Annotated in this window: 25 protein-coding genes and 1 pseudogene; 12 read left to right on the top strand and 14 right to left on the bottom strand. The window is 64.8% G+C overall.

Annotation, left to right across the window (positions count from 1 at the left end):
- The first annotated feature begins 39 nt into the window (after positions 1-39).
- Positions 40-768 (top strand): trehalase-like domain-containing protein, encoded by a 729-nt coding sequence (locus KIV56_RS07540; protein WP_281535765.1) that lies wholly within the window; start codon positions 40-42, stop codon positions 766-768.
- Positions 756-1,856 (top strand): glycoside hydrolase family 15 protein, encoded by a 1,101-nt coding sequence (locus tag KIV56_RS07535; protein ID WP_281535764.1) that lies wholly within the window; start codon positions 756-758, stop codon positions 1,854-1,856. Before KIV56_RS07540 ends, KIV56_RS07535 begins: the two co-directional genes overlap by 13 nt.
- Before the next feature lie 27 nt (positions 1,857-1,883).
- On the opposite strand, the gene KIV56_RS07530 is transcribed toward KIV56_RS07535, so the two are convergent.
- The 4 genes and pseudogenes from KIV56_RS07530 to KIV56_RS07515 all read right to left on the bottom strand — a co-directional run bounded on the left by KIV56_RS07530 (position 1,884) and on the right by KIV56_RS07515 (position 5,180).
- Entirely contained in the window at positions 1,884-2,588 is a 705-nt protein-coding gene (locus tag KIV56_RS07530; protein WP_281535763.1) for a haloacid dehalogenase type II, read from the bottom strand.
- A 268-nt stretch (positions 2,589-2,856) separates the two neighbouring features.
- Positions 2,857-3,564 (bottom strand): SDR family NAD(P)-dependent oxidoreductase, encoded by a 708-nt coding sequence (locus tag KIV56_RS07525; protein WP_281535762.1) that lies wholly within the window; start codon positions 3,562-3,564, stop codon positions 2,857-2,859.
- A gap of 101 nt (positions 3,565-3,665) precedes the next feature.
- Positions 3,666-3,977 carry a Dabb family protein gene (locus tag KIV56_RS07520; RefSeq protein WP_281535761.1) on the bottom strand — a complete coding sequence of 104 codons (312 nt, stop codon included), beginning with the start codon at positions 3,975-3,977 and terminating at the stop codon, positions 3,666-3,668.
- Positions 3,974-5,180 (bottom strand): annotated as a pseudogene (locus KIV56_RS07515) (amidohydrolase family protein). Before KIV56_RS07515 ends, KIV56_RS07520 begins: the two are co-directional and overlap by 4 nt.
- A 390-nt stretch (positions 5,181-5,570) precedes the next feature.
- Here KIV56_RS07515 and KIV56_RS07510 point away from each other — a divergent pair.
- The 4 genes from KIV56_RS07510 to KIV56_RS20310 all read left to right on the top strand — a co-directional run bounded on the left by KIV56_RS07510 (position 5,571) and on the right by KIV56_RS20310 (position 9,303).
- Positions 5,571-6,599 carry a ketopantoate reductase family protein gene (locus KIV56_RS07510; RefSeq protein ID WP_281535760.1) on the top strand — a complete coding sequence of 343 codons (1,029 nt, stop codon included), beginning with the start codon at positions 5,571-5,573 and terminating at the stop codon, positions 6,597-6,599.
- A gap of 64 nt (positions 6,600-6,663) precedes the next feature.
- Positions 6,664-7,695 (top strand): ketopantoate reductase family protein, encoded by a 1,032-nt coding sequence (locus tag KIV56_RS07505; protein WP_281535759.1) that lies wholly within the window; start codon positions 6,664-6,666, stop codon positions 7,693-7,695.
- A 316-nt stretch (positions 7,696-8,011) separates the two neighbouring features.
- Positions 8,012-8,890 carry an SDR family oxidoreductase gene (locus KIV56_RS07500; RefSeq protein ID WP_281535758.1) on the top strand — a complete coding sequence of 293 codons (879 nt, stop codon included), beginning with the start codon at positions 8,012-8,014 and terminating at the stop codon, positions 8,888-8,890.
- A gap of 230 nt (positions 8,891-9,120) precedes the next feature.
- Positions 9,121-9,303 carry a three-helix bundle dimerization domain-containing protein gene (locus tag KIV56_RS20310; RefSeq protein WP_432432634.1) on the top strand — a complete coding sequence of 61 codons (183 nt, stop codon included), beginning with the start codon at positions 9,121-9,123 and terminating at the stop codon, positions 9,301-9,303.
- 42 nt (positions 9,304-9,345) lie between these two features.
- On the opposite strand, the gene KIV56_RS20305 is transcribed toward KIV56_RS20310, so the two are convergent.
- Complete coding sequence (locus KIV56_RS20305; RefSeq protein ID WP_432432617.1) at positions 9,346-9,597, bottom strand: three-helix bundle dimerization domain-containing protein; 252 nt, start codon at positions 9,595-9,597, stop codon at positions 9,346-9,348.
- Here KIV56_RS20305 and KIV56_RS07495 point away from each other — a divergent pair.
- Both KIV56_RS07495 and KIV56_RS07490 read left to right on the top strand, forming a co-directional pair.
- A complete protein-coding gene (locus KIV56_RS07495; protein WP_432432616.1) occupies positions 9,493-10,281 on the top strand; it encodes a uracil-DNA glycosylase family protein in 789 nt (262 codons plus the stop codon). The two genes, KIV56_RS20305 and KIV56_RS07495, sit on opposite strands and share 105 nt — an antisense overlap.
- A gap of 66 nt (positions 10,282-10,347) precedes the next feature.
- Positions 10,348-10,899 carry a GrpB family protein gene (locus tag KIV56_RS07490; RefSeq protein ID WP_348648504.1) on the top strand — a complete coding sequence of 184 codons (552 nt, stop codon included), beginning with the start codon at positions 10,348-10,350 and terminating at the stop codon, positions 10,897-10,899.
- Positions 10,900-10,977: 78 nt separating this feature from the next.
- Here KIV56_RS07490 and KIV56_RS19600 read toward each other — a convergent pair whose 3' ends face one another.
- The 9 genes from KIV56_RS19600 to KIV56_RS07445 all read right to left on the bottom strand — a co-directional run bounded on the left by KIV56_RS19600 (position 10,978) and on the right by KIV56_RS07445 (position 19,511).
- On the bottom strand, positions 10,978-11,826 hold the full coding sequence (locus KIV56_RS19600) for a DUF6855 family protein (RefSeq protein ID WP_348648503.1): 849 nt from the start codon (positions 11,824-11,826) through the stop codon (positions 10,978-10,980).
- Entirely contained in the window at positions 11,819-12,145 is a 327-nt protein-coding gene (locus tag KIV56_RS07475; RefSeq protein ID WP_281535756.1) for an ArsR/SmtB family transcription factor, read from the bottom strand. Before KIV56_RS07475 ends, KIV56_RS19600 begins: the two co-directional genes overlap by 8 nt.
- Complete coding sequence (locus KIV56_RS07470; protein ID WP_281535755.1) at positions 12,145-12,570, bottom strand: SRPBCC domain-containing protein; 426 nt, start codon at positions 12,568-12,570, stop codon at positions 12,145-12,147. Before KIV56_RS07470 ends, KIV56_RS07475 begins: the two co-directional genes overlap by 1 nt.
- A gap of 136 nt (positions 12,571-12,706) precedes the next feature.
- Positions 12,707-13,858, bottom strand: coding sequence for an ROK family transcriptional regulator (locus tag KIV56_RS07465; RefSeq protein WP_281535754.1), 1,152 nt, complete (start codon positions 13,856-13,858; stop codon positions 12,707-12,709).
- Between the two features lie 82 nt (positions 13,859-13,940).
- Complete coding sequence (locus KIV56_RS07460; protein WP_281535753.1) at positions 13,941-16,073, bottom strand: alpha-galactosidase; 2,133 nt, start codon at positions 16,071-16,073, stop codon at positions 13,941-13,943.
- 95 nt (positions 16,074-16,168) lie between these two features.
- Entirely contained in the window at positions 16,169-16,873 is a 705-nt protein-coding gene (locus KIV56_RS19595; RefSeq protein WP_348648502.1) for an extracellular solute-binding protein, read from the bottom strand.
- A 43-nt stretch (positions 16,874-16,916) separates the two neighbouring features.
- On the bottom strand, positions 16,917-17,507 hold the full coding sequence (locus KIV56_RS19590) for an ABC transporter substrate-binding protein (protein ID WP_348648501.1): 591 nt from the start codon (positions 17,505-17,507) through the stop codon (positions 16,917-16,919).
- Positions 17,508-17,620: 113 nt separating this feature from the next.
- A complete protein-coding gene (locus KIV56_RS07450; RefSeq protein WP_281535752.1) occupies positions 17,621-18,565 on the bottom strand; it encodes a carbohydrate ABC transporter permease in 945 nt (314 codons plus the stop codon).
- Positions 18,566-18,569: 4 nt separating this feature from the next.
- Entirely contained in the window at positions 18,570-19,511 is a 942-nt protein-coding gene (locus tag KIV56_RS07445) for a carbohydrate ABC transporter permease (protein ID WP_281535751.1), read from the bottom strand.
- A gap of 231 nt (positions 19,512-19,742) precedes the next feature.
- On the opposite strand from KIV56_RS07445, the gene KIV56_RS07440 reads away from it, so the two are divergent.
- Genes KIV56_RS07440 through KIV56_RS07425 form a run of 4 tightly spaced genes read left to right on the top strand, consistent with a single transcriptional unit; the run spans position 19,743 to position 22,261 of the window.
- A complete protein-coding gene (locus KIV56_RS07440) occupies positions 19,743-20,690 on the top strand; it encodes a glycosyl hydrolase family 32 (protein WP_281535750.1) in 948 nt (315 codons plus the stop codon).
- Between the two features lies 1 nt (position 20,691).
- Positions 20,692-21,171 carry a hypothetical protein gene (locus tag KIV56_RS07435; RefSeq protein WP_281535749.1) on the top strand — a complete coding sequence of 160 codons (480 nt, stop codon included), beginning with the start codon at positions 20,692-20,694 and terminating at the stop codon, positions 21,169-21,171.
- The gene (locus tag KIV56_RS07430; RefSeq protein ID WP_281535748.1) at positions 21,168-21,863 is read left to right on the top strand and encodes a TIM-barrel domain-containing protein; all 696 of its coding nucleotides are present in this window, start codon (positions 21,168-21,170) and stop codon (positions 21,861-21,863) included. The genes KIV56_RS07435 and KIV56_RS07430 overlap by 4 nt, the downstream gene beginning before the upstream one ends.
- On the top strand, positions 21,827-22,261 hold the full coding sequence (locus KIV56_RS07425; protein ID WP_281535747.1) for a TIM-barrel domain-containing protein: 435 nt from the start codon (positions 21,827-21,829) through the stop codon (positions 22,259-22,261). The genes KIV56_RS07430 and KIV56_RS07425 overlap by 37 nt, the downstream gene beginning before the upstream one ends.
- Positions 22,262-22,267: the final 6 nt, after the last annotated feature.

Below are 22,267 nucleotides of genomic sequence, written 5' to 3'. Positions count from 1 at the left end.
GTTCCCCCGCATTGCCGTGCGCGACATCGGAGTTCACGCATGAGCGCACTCCCCATCGCCGACCACGCGCTCCTGTCGGACCGGCATTCCACCGCACTGGTGACCCGGAACGGTTCCGTCGTCTGGCTTTGCTTTCCCCGATTCGACAGCGAGTCCGTCTTCGCCGAAATCCTGGACGATGATGCCGGACACTGGTCGATCCACCCTGCCGAAACAGCAACGTCCACGCGGCAGTACGTGGACGAAACGATGGTCCTGCGCACCACCTTCCACACGGCGACCGGGGACCTTGAACTCCTCGACGCGATGGAAGTGGGAGACTCACCCGATCCACACCGCCTGGGCGAGCACGCCCCGCACACCCTGCTACGCGGCGTGCACTGCACCCATGGACGAGTCGTGGTCGAGATGACATATCGGCCTCGTCCGGAATACGGTCTTGTGGTGCCCATCTTCAGCGAGATCGTTTCCGGGTCCGTGGCCACGGGAGGGTCCGGGCGGCTCACCCTTTCGATGCCGGAGACGATCGCCGACGGCAACGGGGAGATCCGGGTCCAGTTCATTCTTGAGGCCGGGGAGGACCGATATTTCGCCCTACAGCGCACCCGACTGGGTGAACCCCTTCCCCGGCGTACACCCAAGGTGAGATCAAGGCCGCGCTGGAGGCGACGATCGCGAGCTGGCAGGGCTGGGCCGCACTCCATCAGAACTACGACGGTCCCTGGCGCGACCTGGTACGTCACTCGGGACGCGTATTGCAGTCGCTGAGCTATCAACCAACCGGCGCGATCATTGCCGCAGCCACCACATCCCTGCCCGAGGAAATCGGCGGTGATCGGAACTGGGACTACCGGTACTCCTGGGTCCGCGATGCCAGCTTCACGATGAAGGCACTGTGGGTGGCCGCCTGCCCCGACGAGGCCCAGGAATTCTTCGGCTTCATGACCGCGGCCGCTGCGCACTCTCGCCCCGACCGTCATCTGCAGATCATGTTCGGCATCGGCGGGGAACACGATTTGTCCGAACGCCTCCTGCCGCAGTTGTCCGGGTGGCGCCACAGTGGGCCGGTCCGGGTCGGTAACGGAGCCTGGGACCAACCGCAACTGGACGTGTACGGCGAGCTGCTCGATGCCGCCTTCCAGCTTCGAGAACAGCTTGGCGAGATTGAGCCCGCCACACGCCAGTTCCTGATTGCACTTGCCGATGCTGCCGCGCGCCAGTGGGAACAACCGGACAACGGCATTTGGGAAGTCCGCGGCGAGCCGCAGCACTTTCTCTATTCGAAGCTGATGTGCTGGGTCGCGCTCGACCGCGCGATCACCATGGCTGAGCAGTTGCACGCCGCCCACCGCGTTGACGAGTGGTCGTCGACGGCCGCCAAAATTCGCGCCGCCATCCTCACGCGAGGGTGGAACGACGAGGCTGGTGCGTTCACGCAGTCCTTCAATTCGCCCGATCTAGACGCCGCGGCGCTGATGATGTCTATCGTCGGCTTCCTGCCTGCCGCCGATCCGAGGATGGTGTCCACCGTGGACGCCATCATTCTCCGGCTCACCGACGCACGAGGACTCGTCTACCGCTACAAAACCGAATCCGGTGTCGATGGAATCACCGGCAACGAAGGCACCTTCCTGCTGTGCACCTTCTGGCTGGCCCATGTCCTGGCCGATGCGGGCCGTACCGTTGAAGCTCGAACGGTGTTCGAGAACGCCGTGCGCCACGTCAACGACGTTGGCCTGCTTGCCGAGGAAATCGATTCCGTCACCGGCGAACAACTCGGCAATTTTCCACAGGCCTTCAGCCACGTCGGACTCGTGAATGCAGCCTGGGCAATCCATCAAGCCGAACAACTCTGAGAATCTTCGTTGATTCAGGCTGGATGGTCAGTTTTCGCGGTTTGTGTGTACAGGGTCGTCTGCGAGGCGGGTTGCAAGCTCGCCCAGGGAGGTGATGGTGTAGTCCGGCGCCGCGAAATAGTCGGGGTAGATCTCCGTGGTGCGGTTCAGCCACGCGGTGCGGAGGCCCGCCTGGGCTGCTCCGTGGATGTCCCAGGGGTGCACGGCGACCAGGAGCATGTCGGCAGGTTGGACCCCACAGACATCAGCGGCATAGTCGTAGGCGGCCCGCACTGGCTTCCACGCGGGTGCGTCCTCAACCGTCAGCAGGTCTTCGAAGTCGCTCCGGAGTCCCGCCCCGGCCAGCAAATCCTCCGCCACCTGCGCGGACCCGTTGGACAAGGTAACGAGGCGCATTTCCATGCTCTTCAGAGCCCGGATACCCTCCGCGATGTCCGGGTGCACGCTCAATGTTCCGAAGCCGTCCATGATGTGATTCACGGCATCGTCGAGGCTGCGGGACAGGGCGGAGTCACGGAGGAATCCGCGCAGGATCGCGGAGCCGATGACGGCGAATTTCGCCGAGCCACCGGCGGCAGCGAGGGCGAACCCGTCCCTGAGTAGCGTGGCGAACCAGATCCGGGCCAGGTGCGCCGGGGCGCCGACCTCCACGAACCGGGCTTTCAGGGGGGACATGTCCGAGAGGGTTTCGTTGACGTCGAAAACGATCACCGACGGGGTGCTGTATGTCATGGTCGGGGCCCTTTGAGGTTGGCGCAGGCTGAGGAAAATCGGGGGCAGAGCCGTCGAGCGAATCAACGGATTCGCTACCGAGTCTCCCTTTAAGAACCGTCGGTCGAGCCTCGTATTCCCTCGATCGCTGCGGACGCAGCGGCCCGTTTGAGCAGGAAGACGAGGTCCGCGTCCCTGGCCAGGAGATGGTCGCCTCGCCCAATCCCTCCAGGGGCACACTATTTCCGGTCGACACGAACCTGGAAGCGCCGATGATGGCGACCGCGGCTCAGGTGATGCGCCAGCCGCGGTCGACGGCGATACTCGTGCCCGACATGCCGCGGTTGTGGAGCAGGAAGCGCGCAGCATCCACGATGTCCTGCATCGTGGCGAGCTTGCCGCCGGGGGTACGGGCCTCGTAGCCCTTGAGCACGCTCTCGGGTTTGCCGGCCCAGAACGGGCTGTCACCGATGATGCCGGGATGCAGTGCATTGACCCGGATCGGTGCGAGTTCGAGCGCCATCGCCACCATCAGTCCCTCGACCCCGCCGTTGATCGTTGAGACGGTCACCGAACCGGGGTAGGGCAGGTCCTTGGCTCGCCCGCCGAAGAGCACGATCCCGGTGTCGGGGGAGGGGTCGAGCCGATCGAGCAGGGTGTGGACGACCTCCGTGTAGCCGACGAGCTTGAGGGTGACGAGCCGCGTCGCTCTGGCGATGTCGTAGTCCCGGATGGTGTTGGCATCCCGCTCGATCGCGGCAAGCACGAGTCCGTTCACGGTTCCGATCCCCGCCAGCTGGGCCGCGATGCCCTCCGGTTCGGAGATATCGAGCGCGACGCCGGTCGCCGAGTCCCCGATCGACGCGGCGACCTCCCTGGCCCTGGTCGCGTCCCGCCCGGTGAGCACGACCCGATCACCGTGCGCGACGACGTCCTTCGCGATCTCCAAACCGATGCCGGAGGTTCCGCCGACGACGACGATGGTCTTCTCGCTCAACTCGTTCTCCCTTGCTTGATGTGTTCCAAACCCGACCGCTCAGCTGACGCCGCGACGCGTGACCTCAGCTATGGCGCCGTGGCCCGCGGCGCGGAGAGCGGTCACAGTGCCGCGCCGGGCCCGACGGGCAACTGCGCGGCGGCCCGCTCGGCGATCATGCGCCCGAGCAGTCGCTCGTAGACGGCGGCATGAGCCTCGGAGTCGAGGTACGCGGAGAGCCCGGCCTCGTCGTCGACGATCGCCGCGACGCCGAAGTCGGCGCCGCCCGGCCGCAGCCGGAGACTTTCGCCGCACTCGTATGAGCGCAACTCCTGAATGCCCGCCGCCATGTCGCGCAACAGGGTGGTGAGTTCGGCGACATCCTCCTCGGTCACGTCGTCCCGCCAGCGGAAGGTCGCGATGTGCAGGATCACTTGGTGTCGTCGTCCTGGTAGTGGTACGGGTTGTCGATCGGCTCGTTCGGGGCGAGCGCGGGGTGCATCCCCTCGAGCCACGCCTGCTCGCCGAGCTGGGAGCGCACGAACTCGACCGATTTGGCGACGGCATCCCGCGCCGGGGCGATGTCGAGGCCGATGCGCTTGCCCTCGTACTTGAGCACCCGACCGTTGACGACGACGGTGTGGATGTCGGCGGTGCCCGCCTGGTACACGACGTGGACGTTCGGGTTGAGAATGGGCGTCATCGCAGGTGACTGGTCGTTCTTGACGAGCAGGAGGTCCGCCTTCTTGCCGGGCGTGATCGAACCGATCTTGTCCTCCATGCCGAGGGACTTCGCGCCGCCCATCGTCGCCATCCAGACGACGTCCTCGGCGCGCAGGCGGTTCGCGTTGACGGTCTCACCCCTGGCTTGGGCCTCGAGGTGCTCGCGCGAGCGGTCGGCGCTGAGCGTCGCGCGCATGGCGGAGAAGTAGTCGGCGCTCCACCAGACGCTCGTGTCCATCGACAACGACGCCGAAATGCCGTACTTGCGGAGCCTGCCACGTCGAGGGGTAGCCCTGGCCGGCGCTCTGCTCGCTCTCGGTGGCGACCGAGACCGTTCCGCCCGTGGCGGCGATCTTCTGGTAGCTCTCGCGCGAGAGTGTTGTGCCGTGCACGTAGCAGACCTGGTCGGTCATGAATCCGCCGCTGTACATATGGTCGATGGCGTTGTCCGTCGTCGCGCCCCACACGCCGGCGTGGGTGGTCACGCGCAGGCCGTTCTCCCGGGCGAACTCGAATGCCGCCTTCTCGGGGAAGTTTTCCGAGTCGGGCACGTCAAAGGCGATCTGCAATCCGTGCATGTCGGTCGGGGAGTGCGATGCGACCCAGGAACGGAACTCGGGCGCCGCGGTCCACTCCCACGGCGCTCCGAGGTAATTGCCGTAGCCGAGTACGAATCGGCCGGGGATCTCTTCGAAGGCCTTCATCGCCGCGTCGGCGTACTCGGGGGTGCGGAGCGCGTGCGACCAGTCGAGTGTCGTCGTGACACCGGTGTCGACCGATTCGAGAGCGCTCAGGAGGTTGCCCGCGTAGATGTCCTCGGGCCGGAAGACTTCGCCGTGTTGCAGGTAGTAAAAGACGAAGTACTGGCTGAGCGCCCAGTCGCCGCCGTAGCCGCGCAGCGCCGTCTGCCACATGTGACGGTGGGTGTCGATCATGCCGGGCATGAGGATGCCGCCGCTCGCGTCGATCTCGAGCGTGCCCTCGGGCACCTGTAGTTTCGTCCCCACGGCCTCGATGGTCTCGCCGACAACCAGGACATCGGCGTTCTCGAGCACTCCGGGAGTGTCGACGGTGATGACGATCGCATTGCGGAATACGAATGGTCGGCCCGTGACGAAGTCCTCGGGATGGGGCGCGGCGGCATTGATGCTCATGGCTCTCCTCGTTGAGAATGTCCAGCGACGCTGCACACTCTCTCGCTCAATCGGTCAATTCGCAAGGCCGCGCGTTAACTCCTAGGAAACTAGGCAACATGTTCTTTCAGGCGGTAGCCTCCCTACACCTGAAGTGTGAGGAGAGCCGGTATGACCCCACGGATCGCAGTGCTGGGATCCGGCGCAAACGGATCGTCGATCGGGGCGGACCTCACGCTCGCCGGCGTCGACGTGACGCTCGTGGAACAATGGCCCGCGCACGTCGAGGCGATGCGGGCGACGGGCCTCACCATCCGGATGCCCGACGAGCAACTGCACGTGCGGCCGCGCACGCTGCATCTGTGCGAGGTCGCCACTCTGCGCGAGAAATTCGACATCGTGCTGCTGCTGATGAAGGCCTACGACTCGCGGTGGGCGACACAACTCATCGCGCCCCACCTCGCGGACGACGGGCTTGTCGTCGGCGTGCAGAACGGCATGACGACGAAGACGATCGCCGAGGTCGTCGGCGCGCACCGCACCATGGGCGCCGTCATCGAGATCTCCTCGACGATGAACGATCCCGGCCTCGTGCTGCGGCATTCTGGTCCCGCGCGCTCCTGGTTCGCGGTCGGGGCCCTCGAGGGCGGGCCGGTCGGGCGGGAGGAGGAGGTCGCCGCTCTGCTACGGCACTCCGGCGGCGTTGAGATCGTCCACGACATTCTCGCCACCAAATGGATGAAACTCGTCAGCAACTGCACGACGCTCGTGACGACCGCGAGCCTCGGGCTGCCGATGCTCGACGCCCTCGCCGTGCCGGGCATGCGGACGATCATGCTGCGTTCCGGTCAGGAGGCATTGGATGTCGGCGCCGCCCTTGATCATCCGATCCTGCCGATCTTCGGCCTCCAGCCCGCGGATCTCGAGCGCTCCGACGAGGTCGTGGAGACGCTCCTCGACACTCTCTACCGGGACTTCGTGCTTCCGGGCGCGACCACGACGGTGCTGCAGGACTGGAGCAAGTCACGTCACAGCGAGGTGGACGATATCAACGGCACGGTCGTTGCCGAGGCGGCGCGGCTCGGTCTCTCGGCGCCCGTCAATTCGGCGATCGTCGAGGTGGCCCATCGCATCGAGCGCGGAGAACTGCGACCCTCGCTGGAGGTCGTCGAGGTGCTGCGTCGCCACATCGGTGACTGAATCGACTTGATTCATAGTACTTAACGGTATGTACAGTAGGAACGTACAGAAGCGGAGGAACCCAATGGCGGGTAAGAGAATCGCATTCGTGGGCACCGGAGCGCAGGGGGCCGGCATCGCCGCAGACCTCACGCGAGCCGGGCTTGACGTCACCTGGATCGAGCAGTGGCCGGCCCACGTAGACGCCATGCGCGAGCGCGGCATCGAAATACGTCTGCCCCTCAAGACCGAGGTCACCAAGGTACGCGCCCTGCACTTATGCGAGGTGGCGACCCTGCGTGAGAGATTCGACATCGTCTTCGTCGTCGTCAAGGCCTACGACACGCGCTGGGCCGTCGAGCTCATCAAGCACGTGCTCGCACCCGACGCACTCGTCGTGGGACTTCAAAACGGGATGTCCCTCAACGACGTCGCCGACATCGTCGGCCCCGAGCGCACCATCGGCGCTGTCATCGAGATGGCCTCAAACATGTTCGAACCGGGCATCGTCACGCGGCAGAACGCCCCCGAGAACTCCTGGTTCACGGTGGGGGCCTTCGACGACTCTGCACGCGGCCGGGAGCCCGAGGTCCAGGAGGTGCTGCGCCACGCCGGCACGGTCGAGATATCCCCCGACATCCGCTCGTCGAAGTGGATGAAGCTCGTCGCCAACGCCGGCGAGCTCGTGCCGTCCGCGATCCTCGACGAAGCACTCGCCGACGCCGTGAAGATGCCGGGGGTGCACGAGTTCATGGTGGAGTGCGGCAAGGAGGCCGCCCGAGCCGCCGTCGCGGACGGCTGCAAGCTCGTGCCGATCTTCGGGCTTACCGAGGACCAGGTCAGCGAGCCTGACCAGTACGCGGAGGATCTGCTGGGCGAAGTGCTCGAGAAGTACTCCCTGCCTGACACGCGCACGACAGTGCTGCAGGACTGGATGAAGGGCCGTCGCGCCGAGGTCGACGAGGTCAACGGCCTCGTCGTCGAAGTGCTCGCCCGTGTCGGCCAGCCCGCACCGTACAATGCGCACACGGTCGAGATCGCTCGCCGCATTGAGGCCGGCGAGCTCGAGCGAGGTCCGCAGAACCTCCAGCTGCTCCTGACCCTCCCGGTCGCCTAGCACCGGGGTCACGTTTCATCCGACCCACTCAGCGGAGGAAGGGGACTTCGCGAGCTACCGTCGGGCTGTGCCGCCGTCCGAGGAACACGGACAAGATCCTTGCTCGCTTGGTCGAAGAGAGATAGCGACCTTTATGCCCGCGATATTTGCAGTCGTTTGGAGGGATGAGAAATCGGTTGGGCCGAACGGGCGAAGTGCAACCGTGCCATCATGGACGCGGCCGGGTCAGTGACCGTCGAGTCAAGAGCAGGACCACAGCCCTCTCGACAGTTTTCCTGCGGTAACGGCTTCAGGCTTACGGCGTGAGGAGAAGAGAGTGGATGCCCAGCAAGGCGCCCTTCGCGGGCGCGTGGCAGTCGTCACGGGTTCCACTCGCGGCCTTGGTTTCGCTATGGCCAGGCTGTTGGGCCAACAGGGTGCAACCGTTGTGCTGGCCTCCCGTTCGGAAGTCCACGTCGCAGCTGCCGTCGAGCGGCTGCGACTGGAGGGCATTTCGGTCTTGGGGTGTCGCTGCGATATCGGGGAATTGGCCGACGTCGAGGCTCTTCGTGACGAGGCCCTCCGTCACGGGATGCTCGACATCTGGGTCAATAATGCTGGGATATCTGGCGTCTACGGACCCACGGCATCCACGCCGATCGACGACTTCGAGCGCGTGGTGCGCACGAACATCATCGGCACGTTTCACGGGTCACGGGTCATACTGCCGGTGTTCCTCTCCCAAGGCCACGGCGACCTCGTCAACCTTTACGGCCAAGGCGACCAAGGCCCGGTCGCGATGCAGAACGCATACGCGTCAAGCAAGCGTTGGGTCCGCCAGTTCACGGAGACTCTACGGCTCGAAACCAAAGGAACCGGAGTCCGCGTTCACGGCATGAACCCCGGCTTGGTGACGACCGCCCTTCTCCGGCACATCACGTCCCAGCAAGGATACGAAGAGCGTCTGACTGCACTCCAGGTGGTTGTTGGTCTGTGGGGACAGACGCCGGAGGCGGCCGCGCGTCCCCTCGTGAAGCTTGTCACGTCGGACGCTGCCGAGTTTCGCAGTCTGACGAAGTTAGCCCTGGTGATCCGCGGTGTTCATAGCGCCCTGACCGGACGACTCCGCCGCCGCAATCGCATGCCCCTGGACATCCGCGTCCTGGATGCGAACGGCCAAGATCGAACGATCGGGCCCGATACAATCACGCGGTGAGTCTGCGGGCAGCCGCACCGCAGATAAGCCTGGATCCACCAGTCCGCCTTGGGGAGGGGGATCGGTTCGGCGCGGCCAAAACAGCGAGCGGACTTGCCTTCGAATCGGCCAGAACGGTGTCGCAGGGCGTGCGTCTCGAGCAGATCCGGATTCGTTTTGACGCGGGGTCCTCAAGAGAACACACTGAGCATGTGACACCACAGGACGAGGACCCTGCTGAGTGGGGCCTCATGATTGATCGACTCTCCAAGCATTTCCCTGACGCTAACCGGGACCACATCACAGAAACCGTCCGCGACGGTTACAGTTCTCTCGCCGGACGACGCATTCGAGCGTACGTGCCCAACCTCGTTGAACATGGAGTTCGAACCCGGCTTCGGCGTGAGGCGCGGATCGCTCGTTCCTCGCCCTGAGCCTGATCGTGGGGGCCGGCGGGCGGCCGCGCGAGGAGGAAGCTAGCCGACCGCGTGAGAAGGAACCGCTTCGCGCCTGACGTCGTTCATCATGTTCGATGACAGGTCGTGACTGCTCAGACGAGCCTTGACGCCGCGTTCGACGAGCACGGGCACAAAGTCTCGGACTGGTCTCCCCTCGAAAGCCCCGTGCTCAGCACGTACTGCGTGCTCAATACTCGTTCGCGGGAGATCCGGGAATCGCTCTGCAAGACGATCGACAACTTTTCCTATGGCGATCAACTCGTCTTCCATTTTCATGCGTTCATCCTTCCGCTGAGCCTCCCCACCGTCAATGCTGACTGCTACTGTCTGCAGGATGACGCGATCCTCCTCGAGCCCCCCGATCAGGAGCGGCGTGTGACTCTCGACGAGATCCGGCGGGCCATCAACTCGGATCCCGCGAATTCGGACTGGGCGAAGCGAGGCGTGGGGCCTCTCTTCGTTGCGGACCCTGCCGCTCGGATCGTGATCATCGGTCAGGCGCCCGGGCAGAGGGCGCAAGCCTCCGGCATCCCCTGGGACGACGCAAGTGGCGCGAAGCTCATGACGTGGCTGGGTGTGACGGAGGCTCAATTCCGAGACCCCGAGCTGTTCGCGATCCTGCCGATGGACTTCTACTACCCCGGCAAAGGCGCCAGCGGCGACTTGCCACCCCGAAAAGACTTCGCACCGAGATGGCATCCGCTCATCTTGGGCCAGCTGCCGCGGATTCGTTTGACATTGCTCGTCGGCAAGTACGCGCAAGACCAGTATCTGATCGGTCGTGCCAAGAGAAATCTCACCGAGAACGTCCGAGCGTTTCGAGAATACCTACCCGAGGTGTTTCCCGTGGTGCACCCGTCCCCGCTCAACTTCCGTTGGCAAGCGCGCAATCCATGGTTCGAGGCTGACTTAGTGCCCGCGCTCAGGGCTTCGGTCGCTGACGCGATCGTGTGAGCGTCCATATGGCAGGCAACGCTGGGCACCCCTGTCGATGCGAGGATGATTGAATGACCAAGGACTGTGCATCGCGTCGACCGGACGTTGTCACGGTCGAGCTTGTCGGCGGAGCCTGAGAAGCGCCAGCTCGAACTCGTTGCTTACGACGACAGCTGGCCGGCTATCTTCCTGGACCACAAGAGACGGCTGCGGGACGCGCTCGGGACGACGGGCGTCGCGGTTGAACACATCGGATCGACCTCGGTTCCCGGGCTGGCCGCCAAGCCGATTGTCGACATCCTGGTCACGGTCGGCGATATCACCGCGGAGGAGGACTATCTCGCTCCTCTTTTGTCGGTGGGATACGAGCTGCGCGTGCGTGAGCCGGGCCATCGCCTGGTGCGAACGTCAGCACGGGATGTGCACATCCACATCCTGCAAAGGGGCGACCAGGCTATCGACAGGTACGTGCTCTTCCGCAACCGTCTTCGCACGGATGCCGACGACCGGTCCTTATATGAAGCGACGAAGAGAGCGTTGCTTGAAGAGGGTTTCGACGACATGAATGCATACGCCGACGCCAAGACCGACGTCATTGCCGCGATCATCGCGCGGGCGCTCGCGTCCGGAACCTAGCCTCACCCGAACATCGCCAGAAGGCCGCGGTCGTTTGGGACGACGGCACGGCGTAGCTGGGAAACGGCGAGGTGGTCTCTACAGTGCGCGCATGCTGTTGTTGCGTGGCTCGTGGGTGAGTTCGGCGAGTCCGAGTGCTTCGAGCAACGGCGGAAGGTACATGCCGAATCGCCCGCGGTATCCGTTCCGGAGCCCGTACCAGCCGCCCAGCGGGTTGGACTCGGACCTGCCCCACGCCTCGACGCTGCCGTCGGCCGGGGCCTTCTTCTCGTCCGCGGCGCCCAGCGGCACCCAATCGCCCTGCTCCGTCAGCCAGGCGTGCAGGTCCTCGATGGCGCGGGCGTCGTAGCTGAGCCTGGTCGATCCGACCTGGCAGACCAGGCTCGGCGGTGTTGTCGACTCGTCGCGGTACATCGTGTACTGGCTCGTCCCCGGTGGGGTCGACAGAGTCCACGGTTCGTCTTTGCTTCCAGTGGTCATGTGTTCTTCCTCTCTGCCGCCGCACGATAGTGCGGAGAGTATGCCGTCCCAGCCGCCCCGATTGCGGTCTCGCCAGTTCTGCGCATCGGCGCCCAGACGTTCCCAACCGGTGTGCCGGATATCCACCCGGGTTGTCGTCGGGTCGATCTCAGTGAAGCGGATGCTGACGTCCGTTCCGTCGGAGCGATCACGTCTCAGGTGCCAGAGGTAACCGAAGTGTTCGGTGGGGTTCCACGCCGTGATTTCGCCCCACTCGTACTCGGCGCCGTCGATGGTGCGTTCGAAGATGCGGCCCCCCATCCGTGGTTCGATAGTCACCCGGGCACTCGGCTCGCCGCTCGCGGTGTGGTCGCGGGGCCACCAGGCGTCGATACGGGAAGTCCAGACGTGGAAGGCGTGGTCGCGTGAGCAGTGCGTTTCGAAGGTGATCACCAACGGTTCAATCACGGTCGGGAGTCCTTTCCGTGTTCTCCGCGAGAAGTCGAAAGCGTGCGGCTGCGTCGCCCCACACCTGCTCAAGGTACCGCTGCACCGCAAGCATGCCCTCATCCCTGAGCTCGTAGACGCGTCTGGTCCCGTTGCGGTGATCCACGACCAGGCCCGCTTCGCCGAGCACGCGAAGGTGACGTGAGACGGCCGGTCGGCTGATCGGAAGCTCGGATGCGATCTCCTGGACCGATCTCTTGCTCGCTCCGAGCAGCCGGAGTATTGCGCGCCGGTTGGGGTCGCCGAGCGCATCGAGGGGGTCGCGATTCGCGTCCGCCATCAGGACCCCTGCTCGACGCGTTCCTTCAGTCCGTTCGCGAACTGCTGGAACGAGGGTGCCAGGTCGGGAATCGACCTTCCGATCAGGCCGGCCAGAGGCCCGGTGTACTCCTCGCGCATGACGAACTCCGTCTCCGAGGGAGACAGCGGCCGCAGCGTATAGGTGCGGGTTCCCCTGAAGAGACCCAGGGGCATCCCGCTTCTGAAGACCAGCCGCGAAGGACGGGTGAGGGTGATGACCGTGACGGGGAACGTGCGCCCCGGAGCGATCTTCGACTGGATGCGCAGGGTCTCGCCCATCATGACCGTTCCGTCGACGCTTTCGACACCGGAGTCCCAGGACGGCCAGCCACCGGCGTCGGAGAGGACGCCCCAGACATGTTCGGGCGTTGCGGAGATCGTTGATCGTGCCTCGAAGAACTTCATGGTGTCCTCCCACAGGTCGGTAACTCTGGGATTACCGTAACCCTCGGGTTACGGAATGTCAATGCCCGATCAAACCTGCAATTCCGGATCAGGAGTCTGTGACGTGTCGACGCCAGCTCAGTCTTCGATCATCTGCCTAGGACGTGACAGCGAGTGCGTCTACCGCCTGTTGAATGGCGATCGCGGCGGCGCCGCGGGCCCACGAGGTGAACCCGTTTTCATCAATGCGAAGGTCGATTGCGGCCGCCTCTGCGTCCCGATCGTCGCGTATGGCAGCCCTCATCACGTCCCCGGCAACAGTGAGTATGCTCAGACCCTCGCCCGCCAGCACCACGTGCTCGACCATCGCCAGGTTTGCCACTGCCGCGATGAGGCGACCGAGGGCGGCTCCCGCAGCGTGGACGACCTGGCTTGCAACGGGGTTGCCTTCCCTGGCGAGCTCGATCACCTCGGCATAGCTGACGGGTACGGCGAGACCCACCTCAACCTGGGCCCTTATGCTGGGGATGGTCAGCATAGCCGTGGCGCACCCGCGGTGACCCAGGGAGCACAGCGGCCCGGTGGGGTCGAGCGGGAAGTGGAAGCCGCGACCGAGCCCGGTGTCGGACGTGCTCACCACCTGGTCGCACATCACGAGGCCGTATCCGACTCCGGCACCTATCGTGATCACCGCGAAGTTCGACAATCCGCGTCCGAGCCCGAACCAGTGCTCTGCGGCCGTCAGGGCGACGACATCGTTCTCGACGGTGACGGGTATGCCGAGCCTCTCCTCGACCTCGTCAGCAAGCCGCACGGAATTCCAGCCCAGAAACGAGGCCCGCTCGACGACCCGTCGGTTCGAGACGGCACCGCCGACGCTGATGCCGATCGCCGTGAAGTCCTGATCATCGGCCAGTTCGTGGACCAGCTCGGCGATGACGTCGACAACGGTGGCGACCTCGTGGTTCGGAAGCGCCCGCTCCGCGCGACGCCCCTCCGCTGCCTTCAGATTCGTTGTGACTCCGACCGCGGTGTCACTCGTGAGCTTGATGCCGATGAATTGGCGGGCGTCTGCGCGCACATCCAGTGGTTTCGCCGGTCTCCCCATTGCACCATCGAGTTGTTCGGTCATCTCGATCAGCAGGCCGCGGTCGACCAGCGGCCGAGTCAGGCGGGTCAGAGTCGCTGGTGAGAGTCCCAGCCGGCGAGACAGGTCGCTTCGAAGGATGGGCCCATGGATGAGCACTTCCCGCGCCAGGTCGCTTGCGGGCGTGCGGAACCGCGGTTCGACGGCCTCGAATATGACCATAGCTACAGGCTCCAATCAACTAACGATCACCGGCGATGACGCGAACGGTAGCCCCGCTCCGCACGCGCTCGTCCCGGACAATTCAGATGCGTTCGAATTCGATCAGGATAGCGCTCTCTGGTAGCAGGATCGGCGGTCGGAGCCCTACCAGTGCCAGGGCCAGCCCGCTTGTCTCGATGCCGGCCATCCATTGTGGGGCCCGCGCATGGATGGTGCCGGCCTCGCCGGCGGGCTCGGCGACCCGCACCCGATAGCGCGCGTCAGGGTCGAGCCCAGGTACGAGGAACCGAGGCGGGGTGCTGCTGCCGGCAGCGGCCAGCTGTATGTAGGCGAAGATCCCCTCAGAGCCGTCCTGCGCGACGACTCCGTGCACGAACGAGTCCTCCTGGGGCTGCAGCACGCGCACCATCCGACCGGAGTGGATCAGGGCCCGCTTGCGCTTGTAGTAGTCGGCCCAGGAAACCAGGGCCTGGCGCTCGGAATCGGTGGTCTCGGTGACATCCCATTCGATGCCGGCATGGCCGAACAGTGCCGTGATCGCCCGGAAGGCCAGGCTGTGGACGCGGCCGGTCGTGTGCGATCGGGTGGGTCCGATGTGGGATCCGAGCAGTTCGGGTGGAATGGCGAACTGCGTGTACCGCTGGATGTATTGCCGTTCGAGCGCGTCGTTGCAGTCAGACGTCCAGAACCGATCAGCATGCCCGGCCATTCCGAGGTCAACACGGCCCCCACCCGAGGAGCAGGATTCGATCTCCAAACCCGGGTGGCGTCGCTTCAGCTCGTCGAAGAGTCGATAGACGGCCTCGGTCTGCCGACGAACGCCGGCACCGCCGAGGTGGGCGGCCTCGGTGAGTACACGGTTGTGATCCCACTTGATGTAGCCGATGTCGTATTCGCTCAGGATGGCGTCGACCTGGCCGAGGACGTGCTCGTACGCCCCGGGATGACCCAGATCGAGCACTTGCTGGTGCCTGGCCTCTGGCGGGATGCGCCCGCCCGCCTGGAAGATCCACTCGGGATGTTCCCGATACAGGTCGGAGTCCGCGTTGACCATTTCGCCTTCGAACCAGAGCCCGAACTGCATGCCGGCGCCGGTGACCCGGTCGACGAGCGGACCGAGGCCGTTCGGCCATACGGCCGGGTCGACGGTCCAGTCGCCGAGACCCGCGAAGTCATTGCGGCGGCCGAGGAACCAGCCGTCATCGAGGACGAAGCGCTCGACCCCGATCTCTGCGGCGACCTCGACGAGCTCGCTCAGCTTGGCGAGATCGTGGTCGAAGTAGACGGCCTCCCAGACATTGAGGGTGAGCGGGCGCGCGGTCGACGGGTGCTCGGGCCGGGCGCGAAGCCAGCGGTAGAGTCGGTCGGTCATGCCGTCGATCCCGGTCGCGGAGAACGTGGCGGCAACAGTTGGTGCGGAGTAGGTGGCCCCGGGCGGAAGAATCGATTCCCCCGGTAGGAGCAGCTCGCCTGCTCCGATCGACGTGCTGCCGGAGGCCAGCCGTTCGACGAGGTGTCGGGTGTTGCCGCTCCAGAGCAGGCCCGTGCTCCAGACCGAGCCATTCTGAAAGTCGGCTCCTGCGGTCAGAGCCAGTTGGACGACCGTGTAGTCGTGGCTCGATCGGCCCTCGCGCACTTCGCGGGACCAGGTTCCGGTCTGGATGGGGCGGCGTTGCGGTTGACGTTCCTTGAGCCACCGGCCGGTGAAGTCCATGGTTTCGACGGCATGGTCCGGCAGCGGCAGCCATGTGGTCAGTTCATTGAGGTCGAAGGTGTCCGTACCGGTGTTGGTCACGGTCTGGGTGATGAGGAGGACACCGTCCGGCTGCATGCGAAACGCAACGGACACGAGCAAGCCGGCGGCCTCGTCTGCGGAATCGATGACGAGCGAGGTGCTGGTCGCTTCCGTATTGATGATCGTGAACATCTGTGACCAGTCCTGGCCGTCCCGGTGCCCGAGGAGTGCCGGACGGCCGAGGAATCCGCGGGCGTTTTCCCGCCACATCCCCGGGGCCTCCGGGTCGTCGACATTGGCCTGCGGCACCCCATCGTCCATCAGTACGGTGAGGTCCCCGGGGCGCGATCCCGAGCCGAGATCCTGGCCCCAGTAGCTGATAACCGGGGTTCCCGACGATACGTCGACCTGGAACGAGACGCCGTCCGCTGCGAGTTCGTGAACGGTGTCTTTCTGAAGGAGAGCATTGTGCAGGGTCACGGCTGGTTCCGATGTTCGTGGAGGTGATGCCGTCCGGCAGGATCTGACCGGTGGTGCAGGCCAGACCCCGCCGGACGGCGATTTCTGAGGAGTCTTTACTTGAAGAGGGCGTTGACCTGGTCGTTGACTGCGGACAGCGATGACGCCTTGGCCTTGCCCGACATGATGGCTTCCATCGCCGGTGTGAGCAGAGCGGAGACGGCAGAACGGTGATCGGTGATCGCGTACAGGAATGTCGTCTTGTCCTTGACCTGGGTCGTGAAGGCGCTCACGTCGATCCCCTTTGCCTTGAAAGCGGCAATGGCCTCATCCGTGGCCGCCGGGAGGGCGGGGAAGACGACGGCGGCCTTGGCCACGACAGACTGGCAGGCGGCCGATCCCAGGTACTTGACCCACTTCCAGGCCTGGTCCGGATTCTTCGTCCCTGCCCAGATGTTGTCGGCCAGGCCGTTGAACATGGACGCGCGCTTGCCGCTCGGGCCCGTGGGGGTCGGAGCGATCGCTGGCGTGAACGTTGCGCTCTTGGCAGCGAAGACGGCACCCGTCATCCAGGATCCGTTGCTCGCCATTGCCACCTTGCCTGCGGTCAGCTGGTCGGACCAGCCGATGCCGGTCTGGGCTTCGAAGGACGGCATGTAGCCCTTCTCGACGAGCGAGTACCACCAGTCGATCGTGGCCTGGAATTTCGGGTCGTTGAAGTTGTACTTGTCGCCCCAGGCCCCGTTGGTCTCGTCCCATCCGGTGGTGTGAGCCAGGAAGCTCCACTGGGTCTGGCCGTCGGCACCGCCGGAGTTTTCCATCCAGATGCCATACGTGGCGACGTTCTTCTTGTCGAAGCTGGCTTCATCGCCGCGAACACCGTTCTTGTCGACCGTCAGGTGCGCGATGGCCTTCTCGTACGTGCCGCCGTCGGTGGGGTTCCAGGTGAGGGAGCCGAGCTGGTCGGCGGTCAGGCCTGCCGTGTCGGTGAGCCTGCTTGTTGTAGAACATGGCGATGGTGTCGAAGTCCTTCGGCAGGCCGTACTGCTTGCCGTCCTTGCCCTTCCACAGGTCGGCCAGGCCGGGCTGGTACGCGTTGATGTCGACGCCATCGGCCTTGATGTAGTCGTCCAACGGAAGGATCTGGCTGTTCAGCGCGAATTCCGGGAAGTTCGCCAGGTGGCTCGTGAAGACGTCATAGTTTTCGCCCGAGACGAAGCCGGTGTTGATCTTCTTCCAGTAGTCGTCCCAACCGAGCTGTTCGACATTGACGGTGATGTCCGGGTTCGCGGCGTGGAAGTCGGTCGCGCACTGCGTGTAGGCAGGCAGCTGGTTCGCGTCCCACAAACCGTAGTTCAGCGTCGCCGCCGATCCGGTGGTGGATGACGCGTTTGCTGTGCAGCCGGTCAACATGAGTGGGATGGCGGCGAGCGCCAGAATCGCCACTTTGTTCATCTTCATAATCTGCTCTTTCTGTCGTGGTTGTTTCGGGTCTTAGTGCGGGGTCGTGCTCCACGTCATCGGACGGATGTCGTGGATCGTCTGCAGACGAGATCAGGGGGAGGGAGTTACTTCACGCCGGAGGACTGGATCGACCCGACGATCTTCCGGCCGAAGACGAGCATCAGGATGAAGATAGGCACTGCCGCCACCAGGGCGCCGGCCATGAGACCGGCCCAGTCGGGGTTTCCCTGAGGGGTCTGTGACTTGAAGATTCCCAGGCCGACGGTGAGCAGCTTGGACTGCTCGGTTTGCCCGACGAGGAAGGGCCAGAGGTAGTCGTTCCAGTATTGGATGAACTGCAGAATCGCGAGGGTGATGATCTGCGGCCAGGCCAGCGGGACCACGATGCCGCGGAAGATCCGCCATTGGTTGGCGCCGTCGATGACGGCGGCCTCGATGATGCTCCGGTTGATGCCGAGGAAGAACTGCCTGAGGAAGAAGATCGCGAAGGGTGTCATGAACATGGACGGCAAGGCGATCCCCACGATCGAGTTCAGGAGTCCCAGGTCCTTCACGAGGATGAAATTCGGCAGCAGGGTGAAGATCCCGGGGACCATGAGCGCGATGAGGAAGATGCTGAAGACCTTGTCCCGTCCCTTCCAGTTCAGGAGGGCGAAGGCGTACGCGGCCATGGCGCTGAACGTGACCTGGAGCACCGTGATCAGAGTGCAGGCGAGGATCGAGTTGAGCATGTACTGCGCAAAGTTGATGGATGCACCGGAACCGCCCTCCGCGAGGGCCTCCTGTGTCGTGGCGAGGCCGAGCACCCTCTTGAGCGGGCCCCACGTGAAGTCGACGGGCAGGAGGCTCAGCGGCTCGGAGAACATGGCCCGGTTGTTACTGAAGGCCGTGCGGAACATCCAGTAGATCGGGAACAGGGTGATCAGGATGACGATCACGAGCGCCAGGCGACCGAAGAACTTCGCGACTTTGGACTTGGCCAGCGCAGGGTCGTCCTCGTTGGACGCCCGGTTCGCGGCGCGGCGTTCCTTGATGGCGGTGATGGACATGGCGCTACCTCTCCAGGTCGGATTCGTTGGCGCGGAGGAGCTTGTTCTGCAAGAGGGCGACTCCGGCGAGGATGATCATGAGGATGACGGCCAGGGCGGAGGCATATCCGAAGTCCAGTCGCTCGAATGCGCGCTGGTAGATGTAGTAGTTGATCGCACGGGTGGCGTCCACCGGTCCACCTTTAGTGGTCACGGCGATCGTGTCGAAGATCTGGAACGAGCCGACGACCGTGACGACCAGGACGAAGGCGAGCACGGGACGCAGCAACGGCAGGGTGACGCTGCGGAAGACCCGCCATTCACCGGCGCCATCGACCTCGGCAGCCTCGTAGACATCCTTCGGGATGGCCTGAAGCCCCGCGAAGAGGAGGAGCGCCGTATAGCCGAGGTGGCGCCACACGTTGACCATGGCGATGGTGCCCATCGCGATGTCTGCGTTACCGAAGAAGCCGACTTTGCCGATGCCGAAGGAATCGAGTGCGGCGTTGATGATGCCGAGGTTGTAGTCGCACAACCAGAACCAGACCAGCGCGACGATGACGTTCGCGATGAGGTACGGCAGCATGATGACCCCGCGTACGATCATGGAACGGGTGAACCGCTGCATCAGGACCGCGAGGCCGAGAGCGGCGATGGTCTGGACTCCGACGTTCAGAACCACGTACTCGAGGGTGACTTTCAGCGAGTTCCAGAACACCGGATCGGTAGCGATGGCGACGTAGTTGTCGAAGCCGATGAAGGTCGGAGGCCGCAGCAGGTTGTACTTCGTGAAACTCAGGTAGAGTCCGCGCAGGGCCGGCGAGGCGAAGAAGACGATGAAGCCGATTGATGCGGGAATCAGGAAGAGGACAGCGGCCGTGAGCTGAGAATCCCGATTCCCCTTCTTTACAGGGGGTTTCGGGGGAGCACTCCTCGGCCGGGTCGCCCTGCGTTCTGTGATCGCCATGCGATCGACCTCCTTCAACATCGTTGTCTGGGTAGATACTTTCAGAATGAAAGCATCTACGTCAATACCTGAGCGAAACTTTTCTATTTCACTTGGTAACGACTGAATCACGCCGTTACTATCTTCAATATTGAAACTAAGAGGTGGCGCTGATCGGCGATTCGCGCGACCAGAAAAGCCAGGGAGCCTACGAGGAAGTGGTGCGGCGTGCTCGCGATAGACGGTTACTGGGTGTGGGATTCGTGGTACGTGGAGGACGCCGGCGTGCACCACGCCTTCTACCTGAAGGCGCCGACGTCGCTCGGGGACCCGGACCTGCGCCATGCGAATGCCCGGATCGGACACTCCGTCTCCACCGACCTGACCACGTGGACGACGATGCCCGATGCGCTCGGCGCCGGTGCGGACGGCGACTTCGATGATCTGGCCGTCTGGACCGGCAGCATCGTTCGCAGCGAGGACACCTGGCACCTCTTCTACACCGGGGTCGAGAAGCGCAGCCGCACCAGGATCCAGCGCATCGGCCACGCGACCTCCCCGGATCTGATCGTCTGGGACCGGGTCTTGACCGTCCCGATCGCGACGGCCGACGACCGCTGGTACTCGACTGCCGCAGAGGCGCCGGAGTTCGACGAGCCGTGGCGCGATCCCTGGGTGTTCCGAGGTGACGCGGACGGACTGTGGCACATGCTCATCACCGCGCGGGAGCCGCGCACGGATGACGCCGGGGCGCCGGGTTCTGTGGGCCATGCCGTTTCCAGTGACCTGCGGAACTGGGCGGTCACCGCGCCCCTCGGCAGCGCCTCCGGTTTTCGCCAGCTCGAAGTCCTCCAGGTGCTCGAGGTCGAGGGGCGGCACGTGCTGGTCTTTTGCGCGGCCGCTTCCGACGTGATGAACGAGGTGATCGAGGCCCGCACGGCCACCTACACGGCGCCGGCAGACGGCCCGCTCGGTCCCTTCCAGTTCGATCGCGCGGAACCGATCACGGCGCCGGGGATCTACGCGGGCCGAGTGTTGCGCAACAAGGCGGGCGACCCGGTTCTGCTGGGATTCGTCGAGGCGGATGCGGAGGGCGCCTTCGCCGGGGTGATCTGCGACCCCATCGTTCTCGGCCTCACCGAGCGAGGCACGCTCCAGCCCGGATCCGGGCGCCACCCGTATCAGGAAGGGGGCGAGTGACGTGACCACCACGGATGCCCTGTGCCTGGAGTTGCTCCCCGGCGAGAAGTGGTGGGGAGGCGCCGTGGCGGATGGCCAGCAGATGCCCTTCGGCTCCGAACCCCACCGGCGTGACCTGGCCACATCCGCCGGTTTCCTGGCCGACGATACCGGCGGTGCCAATCAGTCGGCCCCGGTGCTGCTGTCCAGCCGCGGTCGGGTCGTCTGGTCGGAGACCCCGTTCACGTTCTCCTTCGAGAACGGAAGCCTGTCGGCGAACGGTCGTGCCCTCCTCAGCAGCCGGGCGGGCGACACGCTCGCCGAGGCCTTCCGTCACGCGTCGGCCTCCTTCTTCCCGCCGACCGGTCGGGCACCGGCCCGTGAGATGTTCACCGGCCCGCAATACAGCACCTGGATCGAAATGCCCTACGAGCCAACGCAGGAGGGTGTCCTCGAGTACGTACGCGGCATCCTCGACGCCGGATTCCCCCTGGCGTTGTGATCATCGACGACAGCTGGTCTCCGGGGTACGGCACGTGGACGTTCGATCGGTCCAGGTTCCCGAACCCCGGGGAGATGACCCGGAAACTGGCGGAGTGGGGCTGCCCCGTGATGCTCTGGATCGTTCCGTTCGTCAGCCCGGACAGCGCCACGTTCCGCCACCTGCGTCAGCGCGACCTGCTGGTGCGCGGGTCCGATGGGCAGGTCGCGATCCGTCCCTGGTGGAATGGGCACAGTGCGCTGCTGGACGTCACCGATGCGGCGGCCGTCGATTGGCTGAACGAGCGGCTCGCGGCCCTGATCTCGGAACACGGAGTGGCCGGATTCAAGTTCGACGGCGGCGATTTCCGGGACTACCGGGTCGGTGACATCACGACAGAGCCGACGGATCCGGCGGGCCAGTGCGCCGCCTGGGCCCGGATCGGTGAGCGCTACACGTTCAACGAATTCCGTTCCGGGTGGAAGATGGGCGGCCGGGCGCTCAGTGAGCGCCTGCACGACAAACCGCCTGTCTGGGGCGTGGGCGGGCTCGGCTCGATCATTCCGGAGTCCATTGCCCAGGGCCTGATCGGGCATGCCTTCATCTGTCCCGACATGGTCGGGGGTGGCGACCTGGAGCGGTTCACGCCCGGTACCCCCTGGACCAGGAACTCTTCGTGCGCTACGCGCAGTGCGCGGCGCTCTTCCCGATGATCCAGTTCTCCCTCTCACCCTGGCGGGTGCTTGACGTTGCGCACCTGGACGCGGTCAGGGCGGCCGTCGCACTCCGCCAGTCCTTGATGCCGGAAATACTGCGCCTGGTCGACCACGCGGCGACGTCGGGCGAACCGATCCTCCGGCCCCTCGCCTACCACCATCCCGGCTACGAGGACACGAGGGACGAGTACCTCATCGGCGAGGACATTCTCGTCGCGCCGGTCCTCGATCAGCACGCACGATCGCGTACGGTCATCTTCCCGCCCGGGCGCTGGGTCGCCGGCGACGGCTCCATCCACCTCGGGCCGGGTGTCTTCGAGGTCCCGGTGGACCTTTCGACAATTCCGTGGTTTCGCCGCCAGAACGGACCGGTGTCCCTGACGGACATTCGATGATTCCAG

This window comes from Cryobacterium breve (assembly GCF_027594785.1).
GTDB lineage: Bacteria > Actinomycetota > Actinomycetes > Actinomycetales > Microbacteriaceae > Cryobacterium > Cryobacterium breve_A.
This window is presented reverse-complemented; position numbering and strand designations above follow the sequence as displayed.